Here is a 20,999-nt window from a genome sequence, read left to right as displayed (position 1 = left end):
CGTCGCGGACGGCTCTTCGCGGACACGGCCCGGAGCGCCGTCGGGCCCCGGAACCCTGGGGAAGGTTCCGGGGCCCGAGTGGAGCCGTGGCTCAGGCGCCGGCGATGAGGCCGGTGACGGCGCCGGTGTTGACACCGGTCAGGCCCTCGACCGTGCCGGTGACACCGGCGACGACGCCGGAGACCGGGGCGACGGAGTCGGCCGTGCCGGTCACCGTGTTGACGAGGCCGCCGACGAGACCGCCGGAGACGTTGTCGAGGTCGGCGTCGGAGATTTCGAGGGTCTCAACCTGGGGAGTGGTGTTCATGATGTGAGCGGCCCTTCTTATGGGTAATTCGAGCGGACGGGAATCAGTGGTGCAACTCCCGCGGTGCGGAGGATCAAAGCACGATGGCGCCTCGCACATCCACCCGGAAGGTCCCCGGTCAGCGGCTGTGCGGGCAGGGAATTGCGGCCGGGTGCAGGTCCGTTCACCGGGCCGGGACAGCGCCTTCACGGGATCCACAGGTCCGTATTGGAAGGGGCGCTGTGAATTTCAGCAAAATGGACACGCCCGGATTTATGACCAAGGGCGATTATGCGGGTTGTGCCTCTTTCCGGGACACGGTGACCGGGCTGCGCATTCGGTGTGCAGGTTTACTGACGGTGCTCGTGGGGTGGCCGGATTTGTGTCTCGGGAGGCCGCGCGGTGGTCACCCCGTGCGCGCCGTCCCGTGCGCGCTGTGCGGGCGGAGCACCGGGGTGGTGCCGGCGTGGTGCGGCCTCCGGTGCCGCTGAGTGAGGGGCCCTTCCCCGTGAGCCCCCTGTGCGTTAAGAATGCGCATGTCAAACCGGAAGAACTTCGGTCACAGAGGGGACCCCCCACATGAAGAAGCCTCTCGTCGGCGCACTGCTCGCCCTTTTCCTCATGGGCGCGGCAGCGACACCCGCGGTGGCGGCCACCAGCCGTCCCACGGTCAAAGCGGCCGACTTCGCGGGAACGGTGGCGCTGAGCAACTGCTCGGGCTCCGTCGTCCGCGTGCCGGACTCCCAGCCGGGCGATCCCGCGCTGGTGCTCTCCAACGGCCACTGCCTGGAGACCGGCTTCCCGGCCGCCGGTGAGGTCATCACCGACCAGCCGTCCAGCCGCACCTTCTCGCTGCTCAACGCGGCCGGCAGTTCGGTCGCCACGCTCAAGGCGAGCAAGGTGGCGTACGCCACGATGACCGACACGGACATCTCGCTGTACCAGCTCACCTCCACGTACGCGCAGATACAGAGCAAGTACGGCATCTCCGCGCTGGAGCTCAACGCCGCGCACCCCGCGCAGGGGACGGCGATCAGTGTGGTCTCCGGGTACTGGAAGAAGATCTACAGCTGCAACGTGGACGGTTTCGTCTACCGCCTCAAGGAGGGCGACTGGACCTGGAAGGACTCGCTCCGCTACACCTCCTCGTGCGACACCATCGGTGGCACCTCGGGATCGCCGGTGGTCGACACCGCGACGGGCAAGGTCGTCGCCGTCAACAACACGGGCAATGAGGACGGCGAGCGCTGCACGGACAACAACCCGTGCGAGGTGGACGAGAACGGCAACGTCACCATCCACCAGGGCATCAACTACGCCGAGGAGACGTACGGGATCGTGCCGTGCGTCGGCACCGGCAACAAGATCGACCTGAGCCGCTCGGGCTGCACCCTGCCCAAGCCGTAAGGCTCCGGCCCGATCGGTGATGGCGCCCGCCGGGGGACCGGCGGGCGCCATCGCGTGCCCGGCCCGTCTGCACCGGCCCGTTCGCCCGGCCCCTTCCCCGCCCGGCGGGCCCCCGGAAGGCCCCGCAACGCACGGCGGCAGCGCCGCCGGGGGAGCGGCGGCGCTGCCGTGCTGGGTGCGGTGGCCGCTACAGGCTGTGGACGTGCGGTCCGACCGCGCCGGACCAGGCGTTGCCGGCCGTGGCGTCCCAGTTGGTGGACCAGGTCATCGCACCGCGCAGTCCGGGGTAGGTCTTCGAGGGCTTGAACGAGCCGCAGTTGCTGCCCTTGGTGAGGCAGTCGAGTGCGTTGTTCACGACGCCCGGCGAGACGTAGCCGCTGCCCGCCGCGCTCGACGACGCGGGGACACCGAGCCCGACCTGCGAGGGGGCGAGGCCGCCCTCCAGCTGGATGCAGGCGAGCGCGGTGAGGAAGTCCACCGTGCCCTGTGAGTAGACCTTGCCGTCGCAGCCGAGCATGGAACCGCTGTTGTAGTACTGCATGTTGACGACGGTCAGGATGTCCTTGATGGCGAGCGCCGTCTTGAAGTACTCGTTGGACGTCGACTGCATGTCGATGGTCTGCGGGGCCATGGTCACCACCAGGCCCGAGCCGGCCTTCGAGGCGAGTGACTTGAGCGCCTGCGACATGTAAGTGGAGTTGAGGCCGTTCTCCAGGTCGATGTCGACGCCGTTGAAGCCGTACTCCTGCATCAGCGCGTAGACCGAGTTGGCGAAGTTGGCGGCCGACGCCGAGTCGCTCACCGAGACGGTGCCGTTCTGGCCGCCGATGGAGATGACGACGGACTTGCCCGCCGCCTGCTTGGCCTTGATGTCGGCCTTGAACTGGTCGGCGGTGTAGCCGCCGAGCCCCGCGGAGTCGAGGTTGAAGGTGACGGCGCCCGGTGAGCTGCCGGTGTCGGCGAAGGCGACCGCGATGATGTCGTAGTCCGCCGGTACGGCGCTGAGCTTCTGGACGGTGGCGCCGTTGTTGAAGTTCTGCCAGTAGCCCGTGACCGCGTGGGCGGGCGGGGCGGCTGTGGCTGCCGTGCCGACGTGGGTCGTGTGGGCGGTGGTCTCGGCCGCCTGGGCCGTCGTCCCGGCGAAGGAGAGGGCCGCGGCCGCGAGGGCGGCCACGGTCGCGCCCAGCCAGGTACGGGTGGATCGTGCGGATTTCACGTACGGCCTCCAGGTGGGGGGGGGCTGAGATACGGAACGGTGGCCACCGCTGAATGCCACCAAGCTGGTCCAGACCAATTGCCGTGTCAAGGGATCTGTCCGGGCGGCGGCGTCTTCTCCACCGTTTCTCCGCCTTCCGGGGCCCGTTGCCCTGACGCCAAGATCCAATGAATCTTGGGCAGTTGTGGTTCTTCCGGCGTGTCCCCTGGATACAGTGCTGGTGCAGGAGCAACTCGCTGTGAACGGGGGACCACGACGTGCCGACCGCCGTAGCTGTCACCAGCGGCGATCTCGTGCTGCCGCCGTCCGACCGGCACACCCCGCTCGCCGCCGTGCTCCAGCCGCCCGCCGCGCAGTCGTTCGAAGCCTCCATCACGGAGCTCCACGCCCTGCTCGAACAGCACGGATACGTCATCGTGCTGTACGCCGCGGCGCTGCCCGCGCCGTACGTCCAGCGGCTGCACGCCGTCCGCTCGGTGCTGGAGAGCGACCGCATCGCGCTGCTGCCCGTCGACCTGCCGCCGCTCGGTGTCGCCGTGCTCGCCCGGCAGCTGCGCCAGCTCTCCGTCTGCGACTTCAGCCCCGGTGTCCTCGCCTCGGCGGCCCGGCTGCTCGCCCATTACATCTACGCGGGCGCGCTGCTCCCGACGGTCACCCGGCTCGACCACGTACCGGTCTCCCTGACCACGCACGCCAGGTCCTGGATGCCGGGATCCCAGTTCGCCGTACTGGCCTCGCCGGCACCGCAGCTGGCCAAGGTGACCGGCACCGAACCCGGCCTGCTCGACGGCCCGTCGTTCGGGACCCGGATGCTCGTCGCCAGGGGGCAGCTCCAGTCCGACTGGGTGACCACGGTGCTCGCCCCGGCCTGGCAGGTCCAGGGCCATCTGGAGACCGCCCTGCCCGCCGACTCGGCCGGCTGGTGGGCCACGCCCCGGCTCGTGGAGTTCGCCGCGGCCATCCCCGAGCTCTCCGTCCTGCACCAGCTGGTCAACTCCGTACGCCGTGAGCTGTGCCGCTGGTGCGGGCTCGAACTCATAGGAGACCGCTGCGGGTTCTGCTCCGCACCGTTCGCCGATCCGCACGCCCGGCTCGATCCGCACGCCCAGCTCGAGAGGTTGCCCGCCCAGTGAACTCCCGCCAGCGCCGCGGCGTCGTCCTGCTGATCCTGTCGGCCGTCTGTGCCGTCGCCGCGATCATCGGCGTGCTCTCGGTCATCCGCGACGTGAATGCGAAAGTCGGCCCCGAGGTCACGGCGTACCGCGTCAGAAGCGACATAGCCCCGTACAAGCAGCTCACCCCGGGCGACTTCGAGGAGACCCGGATGCCGCGGAAGTGGCTCTCCGGCAACGCGGTGACCGACCTGGCCCAGGTGCGCGGCAAGATCGCCGTCACCCAGCTGCGCAAGGGTTCGCTGCTGCAGAGCGACATGATCGTGGCGCAGCCCGAACTCACCGCGGGCGAGCAGGAGATCGCCATCATGATCGACGCGTCGACCGGAGTGGCGGGCAAGATCACCCCGGGCTCCAGCGTCAACATCTACGCGACCTTCAAGGGCGACGACAAGGGCGTCCCCGACACCTCCAAGGTCATCGTCTCGAACGCGCGCGTCGTGGACGTCGGCAAGCTCACCGCCCTCGATCCGGACCAGAACGAGACCGACCGCTCCCGGCAGGCCACCGACGCCGTCCCGATCACCTTCGCCCTCAAGACGCTCGACGCCCAGCGCGTGGCGTACGCGGAGTCGTTCGCGACCCATGTCCGGCTGGCGCTCGTCGCGGCCGGCGGCAGCGCGACCGTCCCGCAGCGCGACCGTACCTACACCCTCGACGGCGACAAGTGAGGGACAGATGACGACTCGCATCCTCCCCGTGGCCGGTGACCCGGACGCGGCGCGCGCGGTGATCACCCTGCTCAGCCAGCTCCCCGACGCGGAGCCCTTCCCGCCGGTCGCCGACTCGACCTCGCTGCTCGACCTGCTCGCCCGGCTGGCCGCCGAGTCGCTCGACGAGCTGCCCGAGGTCGTCCTGGTCCACGAACGGATCGGGCCGGTCCCCGCGCTCGAACTGATCCGGGAAGTCGCACTCCGCTTCCCGGCGGTCGGCGTCGTCCTCATCACCGCCGACATCAGCCCGCTCCTCTACACCTCGGCGATGGACGCGGGCGCCCGCGGTCTCATCGGACTGCCCCTCGGATACGAGGAGCTGGCGGCCCGGGTGCAGAACGCGGCCTCCTGGTCCACCGGGGTACGCCGCCATCTCGGCGGCGGGCCCGACCCGGCCGCAGGCCCCGGCGGCACGGTCGTCACGGTCACCGGGGCCAAGGGCGGGGTCGGCGCCACCGTCACCGCGGTCCAGCTGGCCCTGGCCGCCCAGGCGTCCGGCCGGTCCGTCGCCCTGGTCGACCTCGACCTCCAGTCCGGTGACGTCGCCTCCTACCTCGACGTACAGTTCCGCCGCTCCATCGCCGACCTGGCGGGCATCGCCGACATCTCACCGCGGGTCATCCAGGACGCGGTGTACGCGCACCCGAGCGGGATCGGGCTGCTGCTCGCGCCCGGCGACGGCGAGCGGGGCGAAGAGGTCACCGACCGGGTCGCCCGGCAGGCGATCGGCGCGCTGCGGGGCCGGTACGAGATCGTCGTCGTGGACTGTGGGACCCAGCTGACCGGCGCCAACGCGGCGGCGGTCGAAATGGCCGACCACGCACTGCTCCTGGTCACCCCTGACGTGGTGGCCGTCCGGGCGGCCAAGCGGATGGTGCGGATGTGGGACAGGCTCCAGGTCCGCAAGGCGGAGGAGACGGTCACCGTCGTCAACCGGGCCACCCGCACGGCCGAGATCCAGCCGCCGCTGGTCGAGCGCATCACCGGTACGAAGGCGGCCCGTACCGCGATCCCGGCCGGGTTCAAGGAACTCCAGGCGGCCGTGGACGCGGGCCGGATGCAGGACCTGGACAGCCGCTCCAGCGTCAAGCAGGCCATGTGGGGCCTGGCCGGGGAACTCGGCCTGGTGAAGGCGCCCGCCCCGGCGTCGCACGGCAGGGGCGGCCGGAGCGGGCGGCTGCGCGGGCGGGTCGGCCGCCTCGACAGCGACCGGGGCGCGGTACTGGTCGAGTTCGCCGGGATGGCCCCGCTGATCGCCTTCGTCCTGGTGGCGATGTGGCAGTGCGTGCTGTGGGGCTACACGTTCACCCTCGCGGGCAACGCGGCGGACGAGGCGGCGCGGGCGGCCACGGCCTCGTACGCGGTGGACGGTTCGACGGCGGGCTGCCGGGAGGCGGGCCTGAAGCGGCTGCCGGCCAACTGGCGCGGGGACGCGAGCGTCGACTGTGCTCCGTCCGGCGACCTGATGAAGGCCACGGTCCACCTGCGCACCCCGGTCCTCTTCCCGGGGGCCGGGAACTTCCCCTGGACGGTGGACGGCACCGCGGGGGCGGCACTGGAGGGGGACGGGGGGTGAGTGCCACGCGGCGTACCGTTCACGGGGCTCCGCCCCGGGCCCCCGGAGCCCGTACCCGCCGCTGCGACGACCGTGGCACCGCCATCCTCGAATTCACCGGCATGCTCCCGATCCTGCTCTTCATCGGCATGGCCGCCATCCAGCTCGGCATCGTCGGCTACACCGCCAACCAGGCAGGCACAGCCGCCCGCGCCGCCGCCCGTACGGAAGCGCTGGCGGCCGGTACCGGCGCCGCGGCCGGACACGACGCCGTCTCCGGCTGGCTCCAGGGCGACACCACCGTCTCGGTCGGCGGCGGCGACACCGTACGCGCGACCGCCACCATCACCGTCCCGTCCGTCCTGCCGGGCATCCATCTCTTCGGCCCGGTCCACCGCACCGTCGCCATGCCGAACGACACCACGGCCCGGGGCGCCACAGCCGGGAGCGCCCCAGCCGGGAGCGCCCCAGGCCCGAACGAGAGGGAGGCACCATGAGCCTGCGGGCCCGCATCGCCGCCCCCGAGGAACACGGCGGCGGCCGGGAGGACGGCCACCAGGTCGCCGTCTACCGGGCCAAGCTCCTGGAGGAGATCGACCTCGCGGAGATGTCCTCGCTGGCCGCCGCCGACCGGCGCGCCAGGCTGGAGCGCGTACTCGGCCACATCATCAGCCGCGAGGGCCCCGTGCTCTCCACCGCCGAGCGCTCCCAGCTGATCCGCCGGGTCGTGGACGAAGCGCTCGGTCTCGGCGTGCTGGAACCCCTCCTCGAAGACGCGTCCATCACCGAGATCATGGTCAACGGCCCCGACGCGATCTTCGTGGAGCGGGCCGGACGCGTCGAGCAGCTCCCGATGCGCTTCGCCTCGACCGAGCAGCTGATGCAGACCATCGAGCGCATCGTGTCGACCGTCAACCGCCGGGTCGACGAGTCCAACCCGATGGTCGACGCACGCCTGCCGTCCGGGGAACGCGTCAACGTCATCATCCCGCCGCTCTCCCTGACCGGCCCCACCCTCACGATCCGCCGCTTCCCCCGCGCGTACCGGCTCCAGGAACTGATCGCTCTCGGCACGCTGGACGAGCAGATGCTGCTGCTGCTCTCCGCGTTCGTCCGGGCCCGCTTCAATGTGATCGTCTCCGGCGGCACCGGCTCCGGGAAGACCACGCTCCTCAACGCGCTCTCCGGCCTCATCCCGGACCACGAGCGCATCATCACCGTCGAGGACGCGGCCGAACTCCAGCTCCAGCAGGCCCATGTCGTACGCCTGGAGACCCGGCCGGCCAACGTCGAGGGCAACGGCCGGATCACCATCCGCGACCTCGTCCGCAACTCGCTGCGCATGCGCCCCGACCGGATCATCGTCGGCGAGGTGCGCGGCGGCGAGACGCTCGACATGCTCCAGGCGATGTCGACAGGGCACGACGGCTCGCTCGCCACCGTGCACAGCAACAGCGCCGAGGACGCGCTGATGCGGCTCCAGACCCTGGGGTCCATGTCCGAGGTGGAGATCCCCTTCGAGGCGCTGCGCGACCAGATCAACAGCGCGGTCGACGTCGTCGTGCAGCTCACCCGGCACGCCGACGGTTCCCGCAAGGTCAGCGAGCTGGTGCTCCTCGTCAGCCACGGGCGCGAGCGCTTCCAGCTCTCCACGGTCTCCCGGTTCCGCGCGCAGCCGATGAACGCGGACCGGGTCGTGCACGGCCAGTTCGAACACCTGCCGCTGCCGCGCCGGATCGCGGAGCGGCTGTACCTCGCGAACGAGGCGCTGCCGCCCGCGTTCGGCGTGGTGGAAGACGTCGACCCGCTCCACACGAGAGAGGCGAGGTAGGGCAGCACCATGACCAACACCGCTCTGCTGGCGATCGGCGGCACGCTGCTCTGCGGTGTGCTCGCCGTCGCCGGTGTCCATGTGTACGCCACGGGGAAGGCCCAGCGCGAAGCCCTGGTCGACCGGCTGTCGCACAGCGGCCCGCGCCCCGAGGGGCTGCGCGTCCGCCACTTCGGCGGAGTCGACCGCAGACTCCGCGGGACCGCCTTCGGCAAGCGGCTCCAGCTGCGCCTGGCCGCGACCGGCCTGGATCTGACGGTGGGCGAGTTCACCGTGTACGTCCTCGGGGGAGTCGCCGCGCTCTGGCTGATCGCCTCGGCCGCGCTGGCGCCGTTCTTCGGCCCGGTCGCCGGACTCGTCGCCCTGTGGGCGGGCAACACCTTCCTCAACTGGCAGCGACAGAAGCGCATCGAGGCCTTCATCAACCAGCTCCCCGAGCTGTCCCGGATCCTGGCCAACGCCACCGCCGCCGGGCTCGCCCTCCGTACCGCTCTGGGCATGGCGGCTGAGGAGCTGGAGGCACCGGCGGGCGAGGAGCTGGCCACGGTCACCGCACAGCTGGCGCTCGGCAGGTCCATCGACGAGACCCTCGGCGAACTGGCGGAGCGGCTGCCCTCCCGGGAACTCGTCGTCCTCGTCACCACCCTGGTCCTCTCCAACCGCGCGGGCGGCACCGTCGTCGGCAGCCTGCGCAACCTCACCGAGACCCTGGAGGAGCGCAAGGAGACCCGGCGCGAGGTCGTCACGATGCTCTCCGAGGTCAACGCGACCGCGTACACCCTGCCGCTGCTCGGGCTGGGCGCCATGATCATGCTCAACTCGATGGACTCGGGCTCGCTGGCCCGGATGACCGGCCACCCGATCGGCCAGGCGGCCGTGCTCGTCGCACTCGCCCTGTACGCCGTCGGGTTCATCGGCATGCGGCGCCTCGGCAAGATCGAAGTCTGAGGGGACGGGACAACAGCCATGGTGGGACTGCTGCTCGCCCTCGCGCTCGGCGCGGCCGTCGCCGGGATCTTCCAGGGCGTCCGGATGTACCGCTCCGAGGTGAAGATCCCCAGCGACCTCGCCGTCGCACTCGAAGTGGGCTCGACCCGGGTGGGCGGCGCCGAGGCGGCGGTCGACCGCGCGGGGATGCGTTTCGCGCCCGCCGTGCTCAGGGCGATGGGCCCGCGGGCGGTCGAGAAGAAGCGCCGCAGGATCGACTCGGCGGGCAACCCGGGCGGCCTGACTGTCGACCGCTACGCGGCCCGCCGCGCGGTGTACGGCGTCTTCGGCGGCCTCGCGGGCCTCGCGCTGCTCACCAACGGCAGCTGGATCTTCGCCGTCTTCGCCTTCGCCTACGGGGCGTTCGCCGCCGACGCGACGATCTGGCAGGCCATCCGCAAGCGCAAGGACATCATCGAGCGGACCCTGCCGGACTTCCTCGACGTCCTCGCCGTGGTCGTCAGCGCGGGCCTCGGTTTCCGGCAGGCGCTGGAGCGGGTCGCCGAGAAGTACGAGGGCCCCTGGGCCGACGAACTGCGCATCACGCTGCGCCAGATGGACATGGGCGTGAGCCGCCGCCAGGCGTTCGACGAACTGCGCAGACGCAACGAGTCCGAGCAGGTCTCGCAGTTCGTCAGCGCGCTCCAGCAGGGCGAGGAGCTGGGTGCGCCGATCGCGGACACCCTCATACAGATCGCCAACGACATGCGCCGCACCGACGCCCAGAACTCCCGGCGCCGGGCCGCGAAGGCGATCCCGCAGGCCACGGTGGTCACGCTGATCACCATGGTTCCGGCGACCCTCATCCTGATCGTGACGAACATGTTCCTCGGCTCGACCACCGACTTCGGCTCGCTGTTCGGGAACTGAGCGATGACACCCGTGACGATGGCTCCCGTGACGAAGACGCTGATACGGAGGGTGGGATCCGGCCACTTTCTGTCAGCTGCTTCGAGGCCGCAACCCTTTGTGCCACTCTCTCCCCAGGGATATGACTTCGGGCCGAGTCCGAGGGAGGCGGAGACCATGCACCGCACCGCCTCAGGCATGGGCGCCGCCCCATCAGAACCAGCACCAACAGCCCTACCGCGCAGGCGATATGGCTGGGAACGTCCGCGCGGGAGCCCGGCCGCCATGGCTGGATCCTTACGCGGTGAGGGGAGGCGGGGTGCCGCGTACGGCGCCCCTGCCGCAGAGACGGAGTCGTACGTTCCCGAAGGGGCAGAGCATGGCGAAGGACATCACGCTCAAGGTGTATCTGGCACTCGGCACCTGGCGCGACACGGTGGTCTCCCGGATGCGGAGGCGCGCGGGCGACAGCGGAGCGAGCATCGTGGAGTACGGCGGGCTGCTGGTGATCGTGGCGCTGATCGTGGTGGCGGTGCGGGGGCTGGGGTTGCAGAACATCATCTCGAAGGCGATCGGTACCGCCGTCAACTCCATCACCGGCGGCTGAGGCCGTCCCGTACAGAGGGTGACCGTGGTCAGACCATCCTGATCTACGTCGTGGTGGTGGGCGGGCTTCTCTTCCTGGCGTTCGCCTATTTCGCCTTCGCCCAAGCGGCCGTGGCCCGCAACGGCGCCCAGTCCGCCGCGGACGCCGCCGCGCTCGCCGCTGCCCAGGACGTCCGGCAGCAGATGGCGGACGGGCTGACCGGCTCGCTCGGCCAGAAGGACGCCTGGGCGGGCTGGCTTCTCGGCGACCACTCCGTCGCCGGTACGGGAACTGCGGCAGCCGCCCGGCTCGCGGGCGACAACGACGCCACCCTCGACGGGCTCACGCCGACGACGGTCAAGGGGTACCCCGCCTTCGAGGCGAGCATCACCACCCGGTTCACCGTCGGCAAGTCCGTCATCCCCGGTACGGAGGGCAGGCACGCCAAGGCCCACGCCATCGCGATGATCGAGCCGCGCTGCTCGGTCACGCCGTCCGGTGACCCGGAACTCGTCGAATTCGACTGTGACGGCCGGCACTGGGAGATCGACCCCAAGAAGCCCGACACCATTGAACTGCCCCAGCCGAAGGACCTGTTCGATGTCCACCTGGCCGAGTGAGGATGAGTAGTAGATGAGCATGCGGCGCACCGTGAAGGCCCGCAGGGCGCTGGCCACTGTGGCAGTCACAGCGGGCCTGGTCCTCACCGTGGCGGGCTGTGGAGGCGACGGCGGAGGCAAGGGCCGGGGGAGCGCGTCCTCCCCCGCGGCCGGGGGGAAGGGGAGCGGCGACACGGCACGGAAGTCCCCGACCGCGTCGGCCGGCACCACCCTCGCGCAGGTCAAGGGCGGCGCCGACATCACCCTGACCATCACATCGGCGGTGCGCGACACCGGCGGCTTCCTCACCGTCAGCGGAACGGTGAAGAACGGAAGCGGCAAGTACTGGCTGGAACCCAGTTGGGCCGGGGACGAGAAGGAGCTGGCCGCCAACTCCACGTCGATGGCCGGGGCCGCGCTGGTCGACCAGGCAGGCAAGAAGAAATACCTCATCCTGCGGGACACCGACGGCCGGTGCCTCTGCACGAAGTTCAGCGGCGGGATCCAGGCGGACGAGGAGAAGCCGTTCTACGCCCAGTTCCCCGCCCCGCCCGCCAGTACCAAGTCGGTGGAGTTCCAGATCGCCGACATGCCTCCCGCCACCATCGACATCTCCGACGGGCAGTGACCGGCCGATGAGACGACCCCGCCGCTCCGCGGCCACCCTCGCCGCCACCCTCCTGCTCGCCGGGCTGTCCGTCACCGGCGCGCAGGCCGCAGGTCCCACCCCCAGCGCGCCCCCGGACAGTACGACGTCCTCGCCGCCGCCCACGATCGACCCGGCCGCCCCCGGGCTGCGGCTCGGCGACGGGGCGACGCTCGCGGCCTCCCACGTCCTGGACATCAAGTCCGTCGTCGAGGACCTCGGCGGTGAGGAGCGCCGGGAGGACACCAACGCCGACGTGACGTTCGCGCTCCAGGCCGAAGTCCTGTTCGCCAAGGACAGCCCCAAGCTGAACCCCGAGGCCAGGGCGCGCATCAAGGCCATCGCCGACGAAGCCATGGCCCAGCACGCCACCAAGGTCCGGGTCTTCGGATTCACCGACGACCTCGGCTCCTACCAGCACGGCAAGGTTCTGTCCAAGCGGCGCGCCGACTCCGTACAGGAGGAGCTGGCCAAGTCGCTCGGCTCCGACGTCACGTTCGACATCCGCGGATACAGCGAGGACTACCCGATCGCCTCGAACGCCACAGAGGAGGGGCGGACGAAGAACCGCCGCGTCGAGATCTCCTTCCCCCGCGGCGAGAAGCCCGGGGCCGGCGCCACTTCCTAGTGCCACGGCGATAGCACCGCCGGACCAGCCGGACCAGCCGGACCAGCACCGCCGCACCAGCACCGCCACACGGCCGTCACGGGATGAGCGTGTGGCCGAATTCGGTTGCCATCCGTGCCCGCGCCCGGGCGGTGGCGGCGTGGCCGGGCCAGGGAGATCCCCGTTTCGTCATCCCCGGCCTTCATCATGGACCGGTGATCAGTGTCCTCTTCGCCGTGCTCACCGCGCTCAGTAACGGCGCCGCATCCGTGTTCCAGCGCCGCGCCGCCGCGAAGGTGCCCGACACCGAGGCGATGCACGTGTCCCTCTTCGGGCATCTGATCCGCCAGCGGGTCTGGCTGGCCGGGGTCGGCCTGGTGATCGTCGCGGCTGTCTGCCAGGCCGTCGCGCTGGCCACCGGGCCGATCGCCGTGGTGCAGCCCATCTTCGTCATCGAACTGCCCGCGACGCTGCTGCTCGCGGGTCATCTCCTGCACGTACGGCTGCCCCGCACGGTCTGGTACGGCGTGGCCGCCGTCACCCTGGGCCTCGCCCTCGGGATGGCCACCGCGGCTCCGGGCGGCGGGGGCGAGACCGTGGACGGACTGCGGTGGATCCCGGCGCTGATCCTCACCGGGATCTTCGAGGTGGTCCTGATCGGCGCGGCCCTCAAGACCCGCGGCAACTCCCGCGGGGCCCTCCTCGGACTCGCCGCCGCCTGCGGCTACGCACTCACCGCCGCCCTCATGAAGGACGCCGTGGCGCGGCTCAGTGACGCCGACGGATGGGTAGAACTGCTCAAGGCCTGGCAGCTCTACGGCACGGCCGCAGCCGGCGTGGGCGCACTCTTCCTGTTGCAGAACGCCCTTCAGGCGGGCACCCTGGTCGCGGTCCAGCCCATGCTCACACTGGGCGACGCGCTCATCAGCATCCTGTACGGCGTGACCCTGTTCGGCGAGACCCTGCGCGTCGGCTGGTGGCTGGTGCCGGAGCTGGCCGCACTCGCCCTGGTCGCCCTGGGCTGCGTCGAGCTGGCCAGGTCCCCGCTGGCCTCCGGCAGCACCAGCTCGCCGTCCAGGGTGAAGTGAACGGCGGGCCGGCACGGTTGGGCGTTACGCCTTGCACTCCACCCGGACCGCCGACACCGCGTGGTGGGCGTTGTCCCGGGACGAGCTGCTCCAGTCGTCCCCGCGGTCGTGCAGCTTGACGGTCAGCAGGCCCCCGGTGATCTTGTACGTGGAGGCGCCGACCCACTGCCCGCGGTGGCTCACCTGCGTGATCGTGAAGCGCCCCAGCTGGGTGGCGTTCCCGTCCGTGCCGTTGTGGACGGTGTAGTACGAGGGCTGCCCGCCGACATGGCGGGCCACGCTGTCGTCCGGGATGTAGACGCTGACCTCGCAGCTGCCCGACGTCACCTTGCCGGTGCGGAAGACCCAGATCACGCTGTTGCCGGAATCCTTGGAACTGCTCCCGGACATCGGCATGGAGCGGTAGCGGCCCGTGCAGCCGCCTGACGCGTACGCGCCGTCGTGGGTCGTCCACCCTTCCTGGTCGTCGCTGTACGCACCGCGTTCGGCGTACGTGACGGAGCTGCTGGAGCAGTGCGGGCCGCCGACCGCGGAGAAGAGCGTGGCCGAATTGGCGGCGGTGCGCTGGGTGGTGGAGCCGCTGCCCTTTCCGCCACCGTCGCTGTCCCCGGAGGACGAGCCGGACTTCTTGCCGTCCTGACTCTCGTCCGACGCGGTGTCCTTGCCGCCGCCCTTCTTGCCGTCCTCCTTGCCGTCAACGGGCTTCTCACCGGGCCCGCTCGCGCTGTCGGCGGACGCGGCCTCGGTGATCGGGGGCGCGCCCGCACCGTTCTTCGATCCCGAGTGCTTCGAACCCCCGGGCGCCGCGGCCCCCTTGGTGGCGTCCGCGCCCGGAACGTAGCCGTCGGCGCCCTGGCCCGGATCGGCGTAACCGGCGGCCGTGTTGCGGGTGTTGTGCTTCGGGCCTCCGTCACCGGTGGCGGAGGCGACGACGAAGGGGAGGGACAACAGCACGACACCGCCTATGGCGGCCGCGGCGACCATCGGCCGCGAGACCTTTCCCGGCGCCCCGGGGCCGCCGCCGTCCACACCGCTGCCCTCCGGGCCGTTGCCCGCGCTGTCGCCGACGGCGGCCGCGGTCGCGGAGGACGTACGGGTACGGGTGAGACCTGCCAGCGCGGCGACGAGCGCGGGGCGCTTGCGCGGTGCGGTGGTGGCAGGCCCGGACAAGTCCGCCTGGGAGGCTGCCCCTTCCGCGGATTCCCCGGCGGGCTGCTCCGCAGTGGCCTGCTCCGCGGCGGCGGGCTGCTCCGCAGTGGTCTGTTCTGCGGGCTTCGTCCCGGACTCAGCGCCGGAACCCGCCTCGCCCTTCCCGACGGGCCCCGGCTCGCTCTCCGTCTCGGGCCCGCCCGCGGGGGTGACCCCCGGGGCCGCGCTCTCCGTGGCGGTCGCGGGGCTGCCGGCCTGGGATGCGGCGGGTATCTCGGCGCCTATCGCGCCGCCGATGGCGGAGGACGTGACGCGGCGCGGCGCGCCGGATCCGGACTCCGTGACCGGGGGCTTCGCCGCGCTCCGCACCGCGCCGCCCGCCGAGTCCTTCTCCGTGCCACCGGCCGGCTCCGGCGCGGTCTCCGTGCCCTCCTCCGACGTCTCCGCGGCAGCGGACACCTCGCTGTCCGACTCGGGTTCCGTGCTGGCCATGGCGCCTCGCCTTTCCTGCTTCCCGTACTGCTCGGGTGCATCGCTCGTGTGTGTTCGTCGGTGTGTGTCGCTCGTCGGTGTCAGTCGTTGCCGGACAGTGCGGCGAAGACCTGTGCGGACAGTGTCGCGGGCGGCCCGTCGTGCTGGAGCACTCCCCCCTCGTAGTCGATGTCCAGTATTGCCAGTTGGCTCTTGATGTGCCTCTCGCGTCTGGCCAGTTCCTCCGCGAGCTTCGGGGGGAGCGGCCCCGACAGCCTGGCGAGCTCCACCGCGAGGAGCAGATCGGCATGCCGCTTCCCGTCCTCGCGCAGGTCGAAGCTCGCAGGTACCTGATCGGTGCCGTCGTTCGTATGTCCGCGCCAGTGTCCCACCAGCTCGCGCAGGCGGTGATCCGTGAAGATGTCCAGGGGCAGGTGCGACACACCTGACCAGTTCATGAAGGAGCGGAACCGCTCCTCCACGAGGGTGGGTTCACTGCCCAGCAGTTCGTCGGCGACGGCGTTGAACCGTGCCTGCTCGCGGGCGAGGCGGGCCTGCTCCCGGATCTCGCGCTCGCTGACCAGGTAGTCGCGCGCCATGGCCTCGGGCGAAAGGGGCCGCTGCCAGTAGGACTTGTCCCTGCCCAGGTTGGTGACGTCTTCCGGGCGTACGTGGAGGGTGTCGGCCAGTCGTCCCAGATAGTCCGGGTGTACGCCCAGCGCGTACGCCTGGGCCGCCGTCTCGCGCGGGGCGAGCGGCAGGGCGCGCGAGTCGTTGAACAGCTTCTTGGCTCCGGCCGGGTCCATGCCGACCACGTCGGACAACCGGAGCTGCTTGGTGTGCAGGTACGACGAGAAGGGCCACCACTCGGAGAGCGGCGCGCCGATTTCCGTCATCCGGCGGACGAACGGGCCCGTGGGACCGGCCTCCAGCCGGGCGATCAGCAGGTCGAGTGCGTCGAGGCCCGGGCGCAGGGGGGTGGTGCCCTGCAGGACGGGCTCGATGCTGGTGAGGTCGGAGGGGCGCAACCCGAGAGCTTCGGCGGCCACGGCTGTGCGGCCGGTGCCTGCGCCGGTGCCCGCGTTCCCGTTCCCGCCCGTGTGCGTGTGCGTGTTCGTGAGTGGGCCGGACGGCTGCCGGCTTCGATGCTGCTCCAACAACCTCTGTACGCCCGGCTCTTCGAGCAGGCCTGCCAGGGTGCTGCGGTGCAGCGAAGTCGTCACGTCCGATGCCCAGACCCGGTCCTGCTCGTGGTGCGGCTGCCCCGGCGGGCCCTGCCAGCCGGCCGTTGTCTGCGGGACTGGAGGCAGTAGGTTGGCGACGCTGAGCAGGAGGTGGTCCATTCGCCGGTGGTCGGCGGGGTCGACTGTCATCAGGTCTGTCAGGGCGCTCGTGTCCAGGCCGGTCAGGACTCCGGACACTTCGGGGTGGTCCTGGAGCGTTGTCACGGGGTCGGCCATCGGTGACAGACCCATGTCGAAGGTGACCCAGCTCAGTTCGCGGCGCCGGAACGGGTCGGGCCGGCTGAAGGCGGCGGCCAGCTGCTCACGTATCTCCGGCAGCCGCTGGTCGACCAGCCGGCTGTGCTGCGCCGGGCTCAGCGCCGGATGCTCCAGAACCCGGGTGATACGCATCCCCAGCGTGCCGTCCCGGTGGATCACCCGGTGGACGTGGAACAGCGCCGGCGTGTGATCCGACTGGGGCAGGGTGAAATGCAGAGGAGCGGTGACCGCGAGTACCTCGGACATGCCAGGCGCGAACGGCGGTTGGTACGTCGAGGGACGGACCCACAGGAGCTCGCCGTCGCGGACGTGTCCGTGCATCCTTACGTCGTTGTACACGCCCTCCCAGAGATAGCCGCCCTCCGGGACCTCCACCCACGAACGGTTGCCGCGTGCGTTGCGGTGGGCCACGACGATCGCAGCCCAGAGGTCGTGCGTCGACCAGGTGTCGGGAAAGAGCAGCTGGCCGATGCTGGTCGTGCCGTCGGTGCCGAGTATGGCCCCGTTCTCCTGGTCGCCGAGCTGCCAGGGGGAAGGGGGCTGATCGCCGTTGGCGGCGGCCCGCTCCGCCCGCCCCCGCAGGTTCGGGTCCTGGAACCAGACCGTGGCCCACTTGGTGCCGTTCGGGTGCGCGGTCCACAGCGGGTGGATATGGACGCCCTGGTTGAGCTGGGCGAAGGCCCCTTCAGGACCGGGCAGCGCGTAGTGGACGCCGGTCCTGTTGTGGGTGGAGCCGTACGTCAGGAAGTGCAGTGCGGTCTCCCCGATCGCGGCGTCGTCGGTGAGTCCGGGCGGAGAGGCGAGGTACTGGAGTTCGTCGGGCAGTTCGGGGAGGACGGGCGGTTCGAGGTGGAGGGGCGTCTCCAGATCGGTCTGGTCGTGGTGGGGTGCGAAGTCGGTGATGGTGCCGGTGCCGTCGGCGGTGCCGGTGATCCGTACGCCCTGGTAGTCGCCGGTGAAGCGGTAGTTCCCCGACTTGATTCCACGGGCGCCCGTGGTGGGCACGAGACGGTCTGCGGCCTGCTCGCGCAGATACACCTGGCGCACGGCGTACAGCGCCTCTTCCATGGTCCAGTGGTCGGGGAACACCGTCCGGGGGCTGCCGTCGGGGTGGGTGCCCGCCCGGTAGGTGCCGTTCGGGTTGCGCTCGCTGCTGGCGACGGGGCGGGGCCGGTCGGCCGCGCCGTGCGGGGCGAGCAGGCCGATGGCTCCGGTGCGGGGGTTGCCGCGCAGGACGCGTTCCCGTACGTCGAGCGGGATGTCGACGGTGACCCGCGATGTGTCCCGGTGCGCCGCCCCGATCGAGGTGCCCAGCACCATGAGGTCGCGGGGCATGATCCGCAGGTACGGCGACTTGGTCGCTGGACGCTGGAAGCTGCTGTCGGACGTGATCCGGCCGAAGAGCGGGTCGGCGTAGTTGCCGCCCATCAGCGCGTGGTCGTCGTAGACCGGCCAGGGCTTGTGGCCCGGCAGGGGATCACGGTAGTAGTCCCACAGGCCCATGAGGTGACCGATCTCGTGGGGCGGCATGTGCGACTGGGCTTCGAGGGTGGCCATGGAGAGGTGCCAGTTCCCGCTGTTGCTCCGGCCGTTGCCGTCGCGGTCGAGGTGCAGCGCGACGGTGTGGTGCGCCTGCTTCGGGTCCTCGGTGAACTCGGCTTTCACCCGCAGCAGATCGCCGTTCGGCAGCCGGTGGTCCGGGTCGTCGTAGTACTTCTTGAGGCCGCGGTCCGTCATGTCCTTGGTGGCCTGGAGGAGCTCGGGGGTGACTCCGTCCTTGACGTCCAGGTGGATGCGTACGGTGATCTCCGCCTGGGTGTCACCGTTCGGCAGTACGGTGCGCTGCGCGCTGAACTGGCGTCGCGTGCCGGGCCCCGCGTGGCCCACGCTGTTCAAGAACTCGGCGGAGGGCCGGGAGATCTCGACGCCGCGGGGGACGGCAGCAGCAGCCGGCGGTGGTGGCGGGGGATCCGAAGGGAGCGGGGCTGTGGGCCGCTGCGGGGCGACGGTGACCGGTGCCGGGGCGGAATGCGACCGGGTTCGTGTGACGGGTGCCCGAGGCGGGAGAGGGCTCTGCGAGGGGCTCACGGGCCGCTGGGGGCGGGAGGCGTGCGGAGACTGCGGGTGCGGCGCCGCGGGCTGGTGGGGCGCGGGCGGGTCAGTGGGCGATGTCGCGGGCGGGCCGGCTTCCTGGGGCACGCCCCCCACGTACCGCTCGTCCAGACGCTTCAGACGGGCCTTGATGCGCTCCTCGTGGTGCTCCAGGGCCTGTTCCCTGGCCGGGTCCAGCAGCGGCGCCGACCTGTCGGCCAGATGGAGCAATTCGGCATACCGCTCCCGTTCCACGAACGGGTCGTAGTCCTCCGGCACCTGGTCGGTACCGTCATGCGTCTCCACCCGCCAGTGTTCCACCAGCTCGCGCAGCCGCTGGTCGGTGAAGATGTGCAGCCCCTCGCTCGCGACCTCGGACCAGTGCATGAAGGAGCGGTACCTCGCGTAGGTGAGGTCGGGGTCGCTGCCCAGCAGTTCGTCGGCGACCGTCTCGAACCGTGCCTGGCTGCGGGCGGAGCGAAAGTCCTCCAGCGTCTGATAGTTGTCGATCCAGTAGGTCCGCGCCAGGGCCTCAGGGGCGTGGGGTTGCTGCCGGAAGGTCTCGTACTCACCCAGGCCGAGGACATCTGCCGGAGCCACGTGGAGGGCGTCGGCCAACCGTGCCAGATAGCTCGGGTGCATACCCAGGGTGTAGGCGAAGAACCGCGTATCGTCCGGGACGAGCGGCACGGGTTGGGCGCGCGAGTCCTCGTACAGCTTCCTGGCCCTGGCCGGATCCATGACGGCCACCTTGGACATCGTGTGTCCCTTGGTGTGCAGATACGACGCGAAGTGCCACCAGTCCGCGAGCGGCGCACCGATCTCAGTCATCTGCTTCACCAGCACGCGCGTGGAGTTCCCGAAACCCAGCCGGCCGGACAGCAGGTCGAGTGAGTCGAGGACCGTGCGGACGGGAGCGGACCCCCGCAGGACGGTCTCGATGCTGGTGAGGTCGGAGGGCCGTAGCCCGAGGGCCCCGGCCGTCGCGGCCATGCGATGGGAGCTCACGGCCGTGTCCGTGCCGGTGTTCGTGAGCGGGCCGGATGTTTCCTGGCCCCGGTGCTGCGCCAGCAACTCCCGTACGCCGGGCTCGTCGAGTATTCCGGCGGGGGTGTTGCGGTGCACCGCAGTCGTCACGTCCGACTCCCAGAGCGACCTCAGGACCGGGTCCTGCTCGTGGTGCGGCTGCCCCTGCGGGCCCTGCCAGTCGGCCGGTCGCTCCGACAGCGGCGGCAGCTGGTCCTGGATGCCGCGCAGGAAGGTGTCCATGTCCGCTTCGTCGCCGGAGCCGACCGTCATCAGGTCCGGCACGAGGAGGCTCAGGTCGTCCTCGGACTGAGCGAGCTTGACAAGCTCCGAGTCGGGCCCGAGTTCCACCGTCTCGTCCTCGGTCAGTTCCATGTCGAAGGTGACCAGGCTCAGTTCGCGGTGTCCGTACGGGGAGAGCCGATCGAATGCGTCGGCCAACTGCTCACGTACGGCCGGCAGCAGGTTGTCGACCAGGTGGTCGCGGAAATCGTCGGCCAGCGGGGGGTGCGGCAGGACCCGGGTGATGTGGAGCCCCAGGGTGCTGTCGTGGTGGATCACCCGCTGGATGCGGAACGGCGCCGGCGTGCCGTCCGATGTGGTCAGTACGACATCGGTGGGAGCGGTGACCGCGAGCACCTCGGCGGACGTGTGGGAGAGCAGCGGTTGGTACGTCGAGGGCCGGGCCCACAGGTGTTCGCCGTCGCGGACGTGTCCGTGCATCCGTACGCCGTCGTGCACTCCCTCCCAGAGATAGCCGCCCTCAGGGACCTCCACCCACGAATCGGAGCTGCGCGCGGTGCGGTGGGCTCCGGCCATCGCGTCCCTGATGTCGGAAAGCGACCAGTGGTACGGGAAGAGGAGCTGACCGGGGGCCGTCATGCCGTCGGGGTTGAACACGGTCCCGATCTCGCGGTCGCCGAGCTGCCATTCGAGAGGCGGCGGGGCGCCGTTGGCGACGGCCTGCGCCTTCCGCCCCCGCAGGTTCGGGTCCCTGAACAGGACCGTGGCCCACTGGGTGCCGTTGGTGTGCGCGGGCCACAGCGGTTCGACGAAGACGCCGTGATCGCGCTGCGCGAAGGTCCCGGCCGCATCCGGCAGCCTGTGGTGGACGCCGGTTCTGCCGGAGGTGGAGCCGTATGTGAGGAAGCGCAGTGCGACGTCCCCGATGACGGGTTCGTCGGACGGTTCGCGGGGTGGGGGCGGTGTGAGGTGGGT

The 20,999-nt window shown here is 70.8% G+C and carries 16 protein-coding genes and 1 pseudogene (1 of these 17 running past the window's edge); 13 read left to right on the top strand and 4 right to left on the bottom strand.

Annotation, left to right across the window (positions count from 1 at the left end; translation table 11 throughout):
• Positions 1-91: 91 nt before the first annotated feature.
• On the bottom strand, positions 92-307 hold the full coding sequence (locus OG285_RS11410; protein WP_356836116.1) for a type A2 lantipeptide: 216 nt from the start codon (positions 305-307) through the stop codon (positions 92-94).
• A 558-nt stretch (positions 308-865) separates the two neighbouring features.
• Here OG285_RS11410 and OG285_RS11405 point away from each other — a divergent pair.
• On the top strand, positions 866-1,693 hold the full coding sequence (locus OG285_RS11405; RefSeq protein ID WP_356836114.1) for a serine protease: 828 nt from the start codon (positions 866-868) through the stop codon (positions 1,691-1,693).
• 187 nt (positions 1,694-1,880) lie between these two features.
• Here OG285_RS11405 and OG285_RS11400 read toward each other — a convergent pair.
• Positions 1,881-2,765, bottom strand: a pseudogene (locus tag OG285_RS11400) (chitinase); the annotation flags it as partial.
• Positions 2,766-3,166: 401 nt separating this feature from the next.
• On the opposite strand from OG285_RS11400, the gene OG285_RS11395 reads away from it, so the two are divergent.
• The 12 genes from OG285_RS11395 (at position 3,167) to OG285_RS11340 (ending at position 13,542) form a co-directional block, all read left to right on the top strand.
• Entirely contained in the window at positions 3,167-4,042 is an 876-nt protein-coding gene (locus OG285_RS11395; protein ID WP_356836112.1) for a hypothetical protein, read from the top strand.
• On the top strand, positions 4,039-4,752 hold the full coding sequence (cpaB, locus tag OG285_RS11390; protein WP_356836110.1) for a Flp pilus assembly protein CpaB: 714 nt from the start codon (positions 4,039-4,041) through the stop codon (positions 4,750-4,752). Before OG285_RS11395 ends, cpaB begins: the two co-directional genes overlap by 4 nt.
• Positions 4,753-4,759: 7 nt before the next feature.
• A complete protein-coding gene (locus OG285_RS11385) occupies positions 4,760-6,370 on the top strand; it encodes an AAA family ATPase (protein WP_356836108.1) in 1,611 nt (536 codons plus the stop codon).
• The gene (locus tag OG285_RS11380; protein ID WP_371790890.1) at positions 6,367-6,846 is read left to right on the top strand and encodes a TadE/TadG family type IV pilus assembly protein; all 480 of its coding nucleotides are present in this window, start codon (positions 6,367-6,369) and stop codon (positions 6,844-6,846) included. The genes OG285_RS11385 and OG285_RS11380 overlap by 4 nt, the downstream gene beginning before the upstream one ends.
• Positions 6,843-8,180: a CpaF family protein gene (locus OG285_RS11375; protein WP_356836104.1), complete on the top strand. Its 1,338-nt coding sequence runs from the start codon at positions 6,843-6,845 to the stop codon at positions 8,178-8,180. The genes OG285_RS11380 and OG285_RS11375 overlap by 4 nt, the downstream gene beginning before the upstream one ends.
• A 9-nt stretch (positions 8,181-8,189) precedes the next feature.
• Entirely contained in the window at positions 8,190-9,128 is a 939-nt protein-coding gene (locus OG285_RS11370; RefSeq protein WP_371790889.1) for a type II secretion system F family protein, read from the top strand.
• An 18-nt stretch (positions 9,129-9,146) separates the two neighbouring features.
• Positions 9,147-10,037, top strand: coding sequence for a DUF5936 domain-containing protein (locus OG285_RS11365; RefSeq protein WP_356836100.1), 891 nt, complete (start codon positions 9,147-9,149; stop codon positions 10,035-10,037).
• A 358-nt stretch (positions 10,038-10,395) separates the two neighbouring features.
• On the top strand, positions 10,396-10,623 hold the full coding sequence (locus OG285_RS11360; protein WP_371793504.1) for a hypothetical protein: 228 nt from the start codon (positions 10,396-10,398) through the stop codon (positions 10,621-10,623).
• A complete protein-coding gene (locus tag OG285_RS11355) occupies positions 10,620-11,222 on the top strand; it encodes a pilus assembly protein TadG-related protein (RefSeq protein ID WP_371793503.1) in 603 nt (200 codons plus the stop codon). The genes OG285_RS11360 and OG285_RS11355 overlap by 4 nt, the downstream gene beginning before the upstream one ends.
• A gap of 13 nt (positions 11,223-11,235) precedes the next feature.
• The gene (locus OG285_RS11350) at positions 11,236-11,829 is read left to right on the top strand and encodes a hypothetical protein (RefSeq protein ID WP_371790888.1); all 594 of its coding nucleotides are present in this window, start codon (positions 11,236-11,238) and stop codon (positions 11,827-11,829) included.
• Between the two features lie 7 nt (positions 11,830-11,836).
• Complete coding sequence (locus OG285_RS11345; protein ID WP_371790887.1) at positions 11,837-12,475, top strand: OmpA family protein; 639 nt, start codon at positions 11,837-11,839, stop codon at positions 12,473-12,475.
• A 194-nt stretch (positions 12,476-12,669) separates the two neighbouring features.
• A complete protein-coding gene (locus OG285_RS11340) occupies positions 12,670-13,542 on the top strand; it encodes a DMT family transporter (protein ID WP_356836090.1) in 873 nt (290 codons plus the stop codon).
• A gap of 24 nt (positions 13,543-13,566) precedes the next feature.
• Here OG285_RS11340 and OG285_RS11335 read toward each other — a convergent pair whose 3' ends face one another.
• Both OG285_RS11335 and OG285_RS11330 read right to left on the bottom strand, forming a co-directional pair.
• Positions 13,567-15,183, bottom strand: coding sequence for a hypothetical protein (locus OG285_RS11335; protein WP_371790886.1), 1,617 nt, complete (start codon positions 15,181-15,183; stop codon positions 13,567-13,569).
• Between the two features lie 80 nt (positions 15,184-15,263).
• A protein-coding gene (locus tag OG285_RS11330; RefSeq protein ID WP_371790885.1) for an EndoU domain-containing protein crosses the window boundary here: on the bottom strand, positions 15,264-20,999 show its end. It continues 21,309 nt past the right edge of the window; the window shows 5,736 of its 27,045 coding nt (coding positions 21,310-27,045); its start codon lies beyond the right edge, outside the window; its stop codon occupies positions 15,264-15,266.

Source organism: Streptomyces sp. NBC_01471, assembly GCF_041438865.1.
In the GTDB taxonomy this organism is placed as follows: domain Bacteria; phylum Actinomycetota; class Actinomycetes; order Streptomycetales; family Streptomycetaceae; genus Streptomyces.
This window is presented reverse-complemented; position numbering and strand designations above follow the sequence as displayed.

Coding starts and splice junctions, on each gene's coding strand:
- OG285_RS11410 (WP_356836116.1), bottom strand. CDS start 307: ATGAACACCACTCCCCAGGTTGAGACCCTCGAAATCTCCGACGCCGAC.
- OG285_RS11405 (WP_356836114.1), top strand. CDS start 866: ATGAAGAAGCCTCTCGTCGGCGCACTGCTCGCCCTTTTCCTCATGGGC.
- OG285_RS11385 (WP_356836108.1), top strand. CDS start 4,760: ATGACGACTCGCATCCTCCCCGTGGCCGGTGACCCGGACGCGGCGCGC.
- OG285_RS11375 (WP_356836104.1), top strand. CDS start 6,843: ATGAGCCTGCGGGCCCGCATCGCCGCCCCCGAGGAACACGGCGGCGGC.
- OG285_RS11370 (WP_371790889.1), top strand. CDS start 8,190: ATGACCAACACCGCTCTGCTGGCGATCGGCGGCACGCTGCTCTGCGGT.
- OG285_RS11365 (WP_356836100.1), top strand. CDS start 9,147: ATGGTGGGACTGCTGCTCGCCCTCGCGCTCGGCGCGGCCGTCGCCGGG.
- OG285_RS11360 (WP_371793504.1), top strand. CDS start 10,396: ATGGCGAAGGACATCACGCTCAAGGTGTATCTGGCACTCGGCACCTGG.
- OG285_RS11350 (WP_371790888.1), top strand. CDS start 11,236: ATGAGCATGCGGCGCACCGTGAAGGCCCGCAGGGCGCTGGCCACTGTG.
- OG285_RS11345 (WP_371790887.1), top strand. CDS start 11,837: ATGAGACGACCCCGCCGCTCCGCGGCCACCCTCGCCGCCACCCTCCTG.
- OG285_RS11335 (WP_371790886.1), bottom strand. CDS start 15,183: ATGGCCAGCACGGAACCCGAGTCGGACAGCGAGGTGTCCGCTGCCGCG.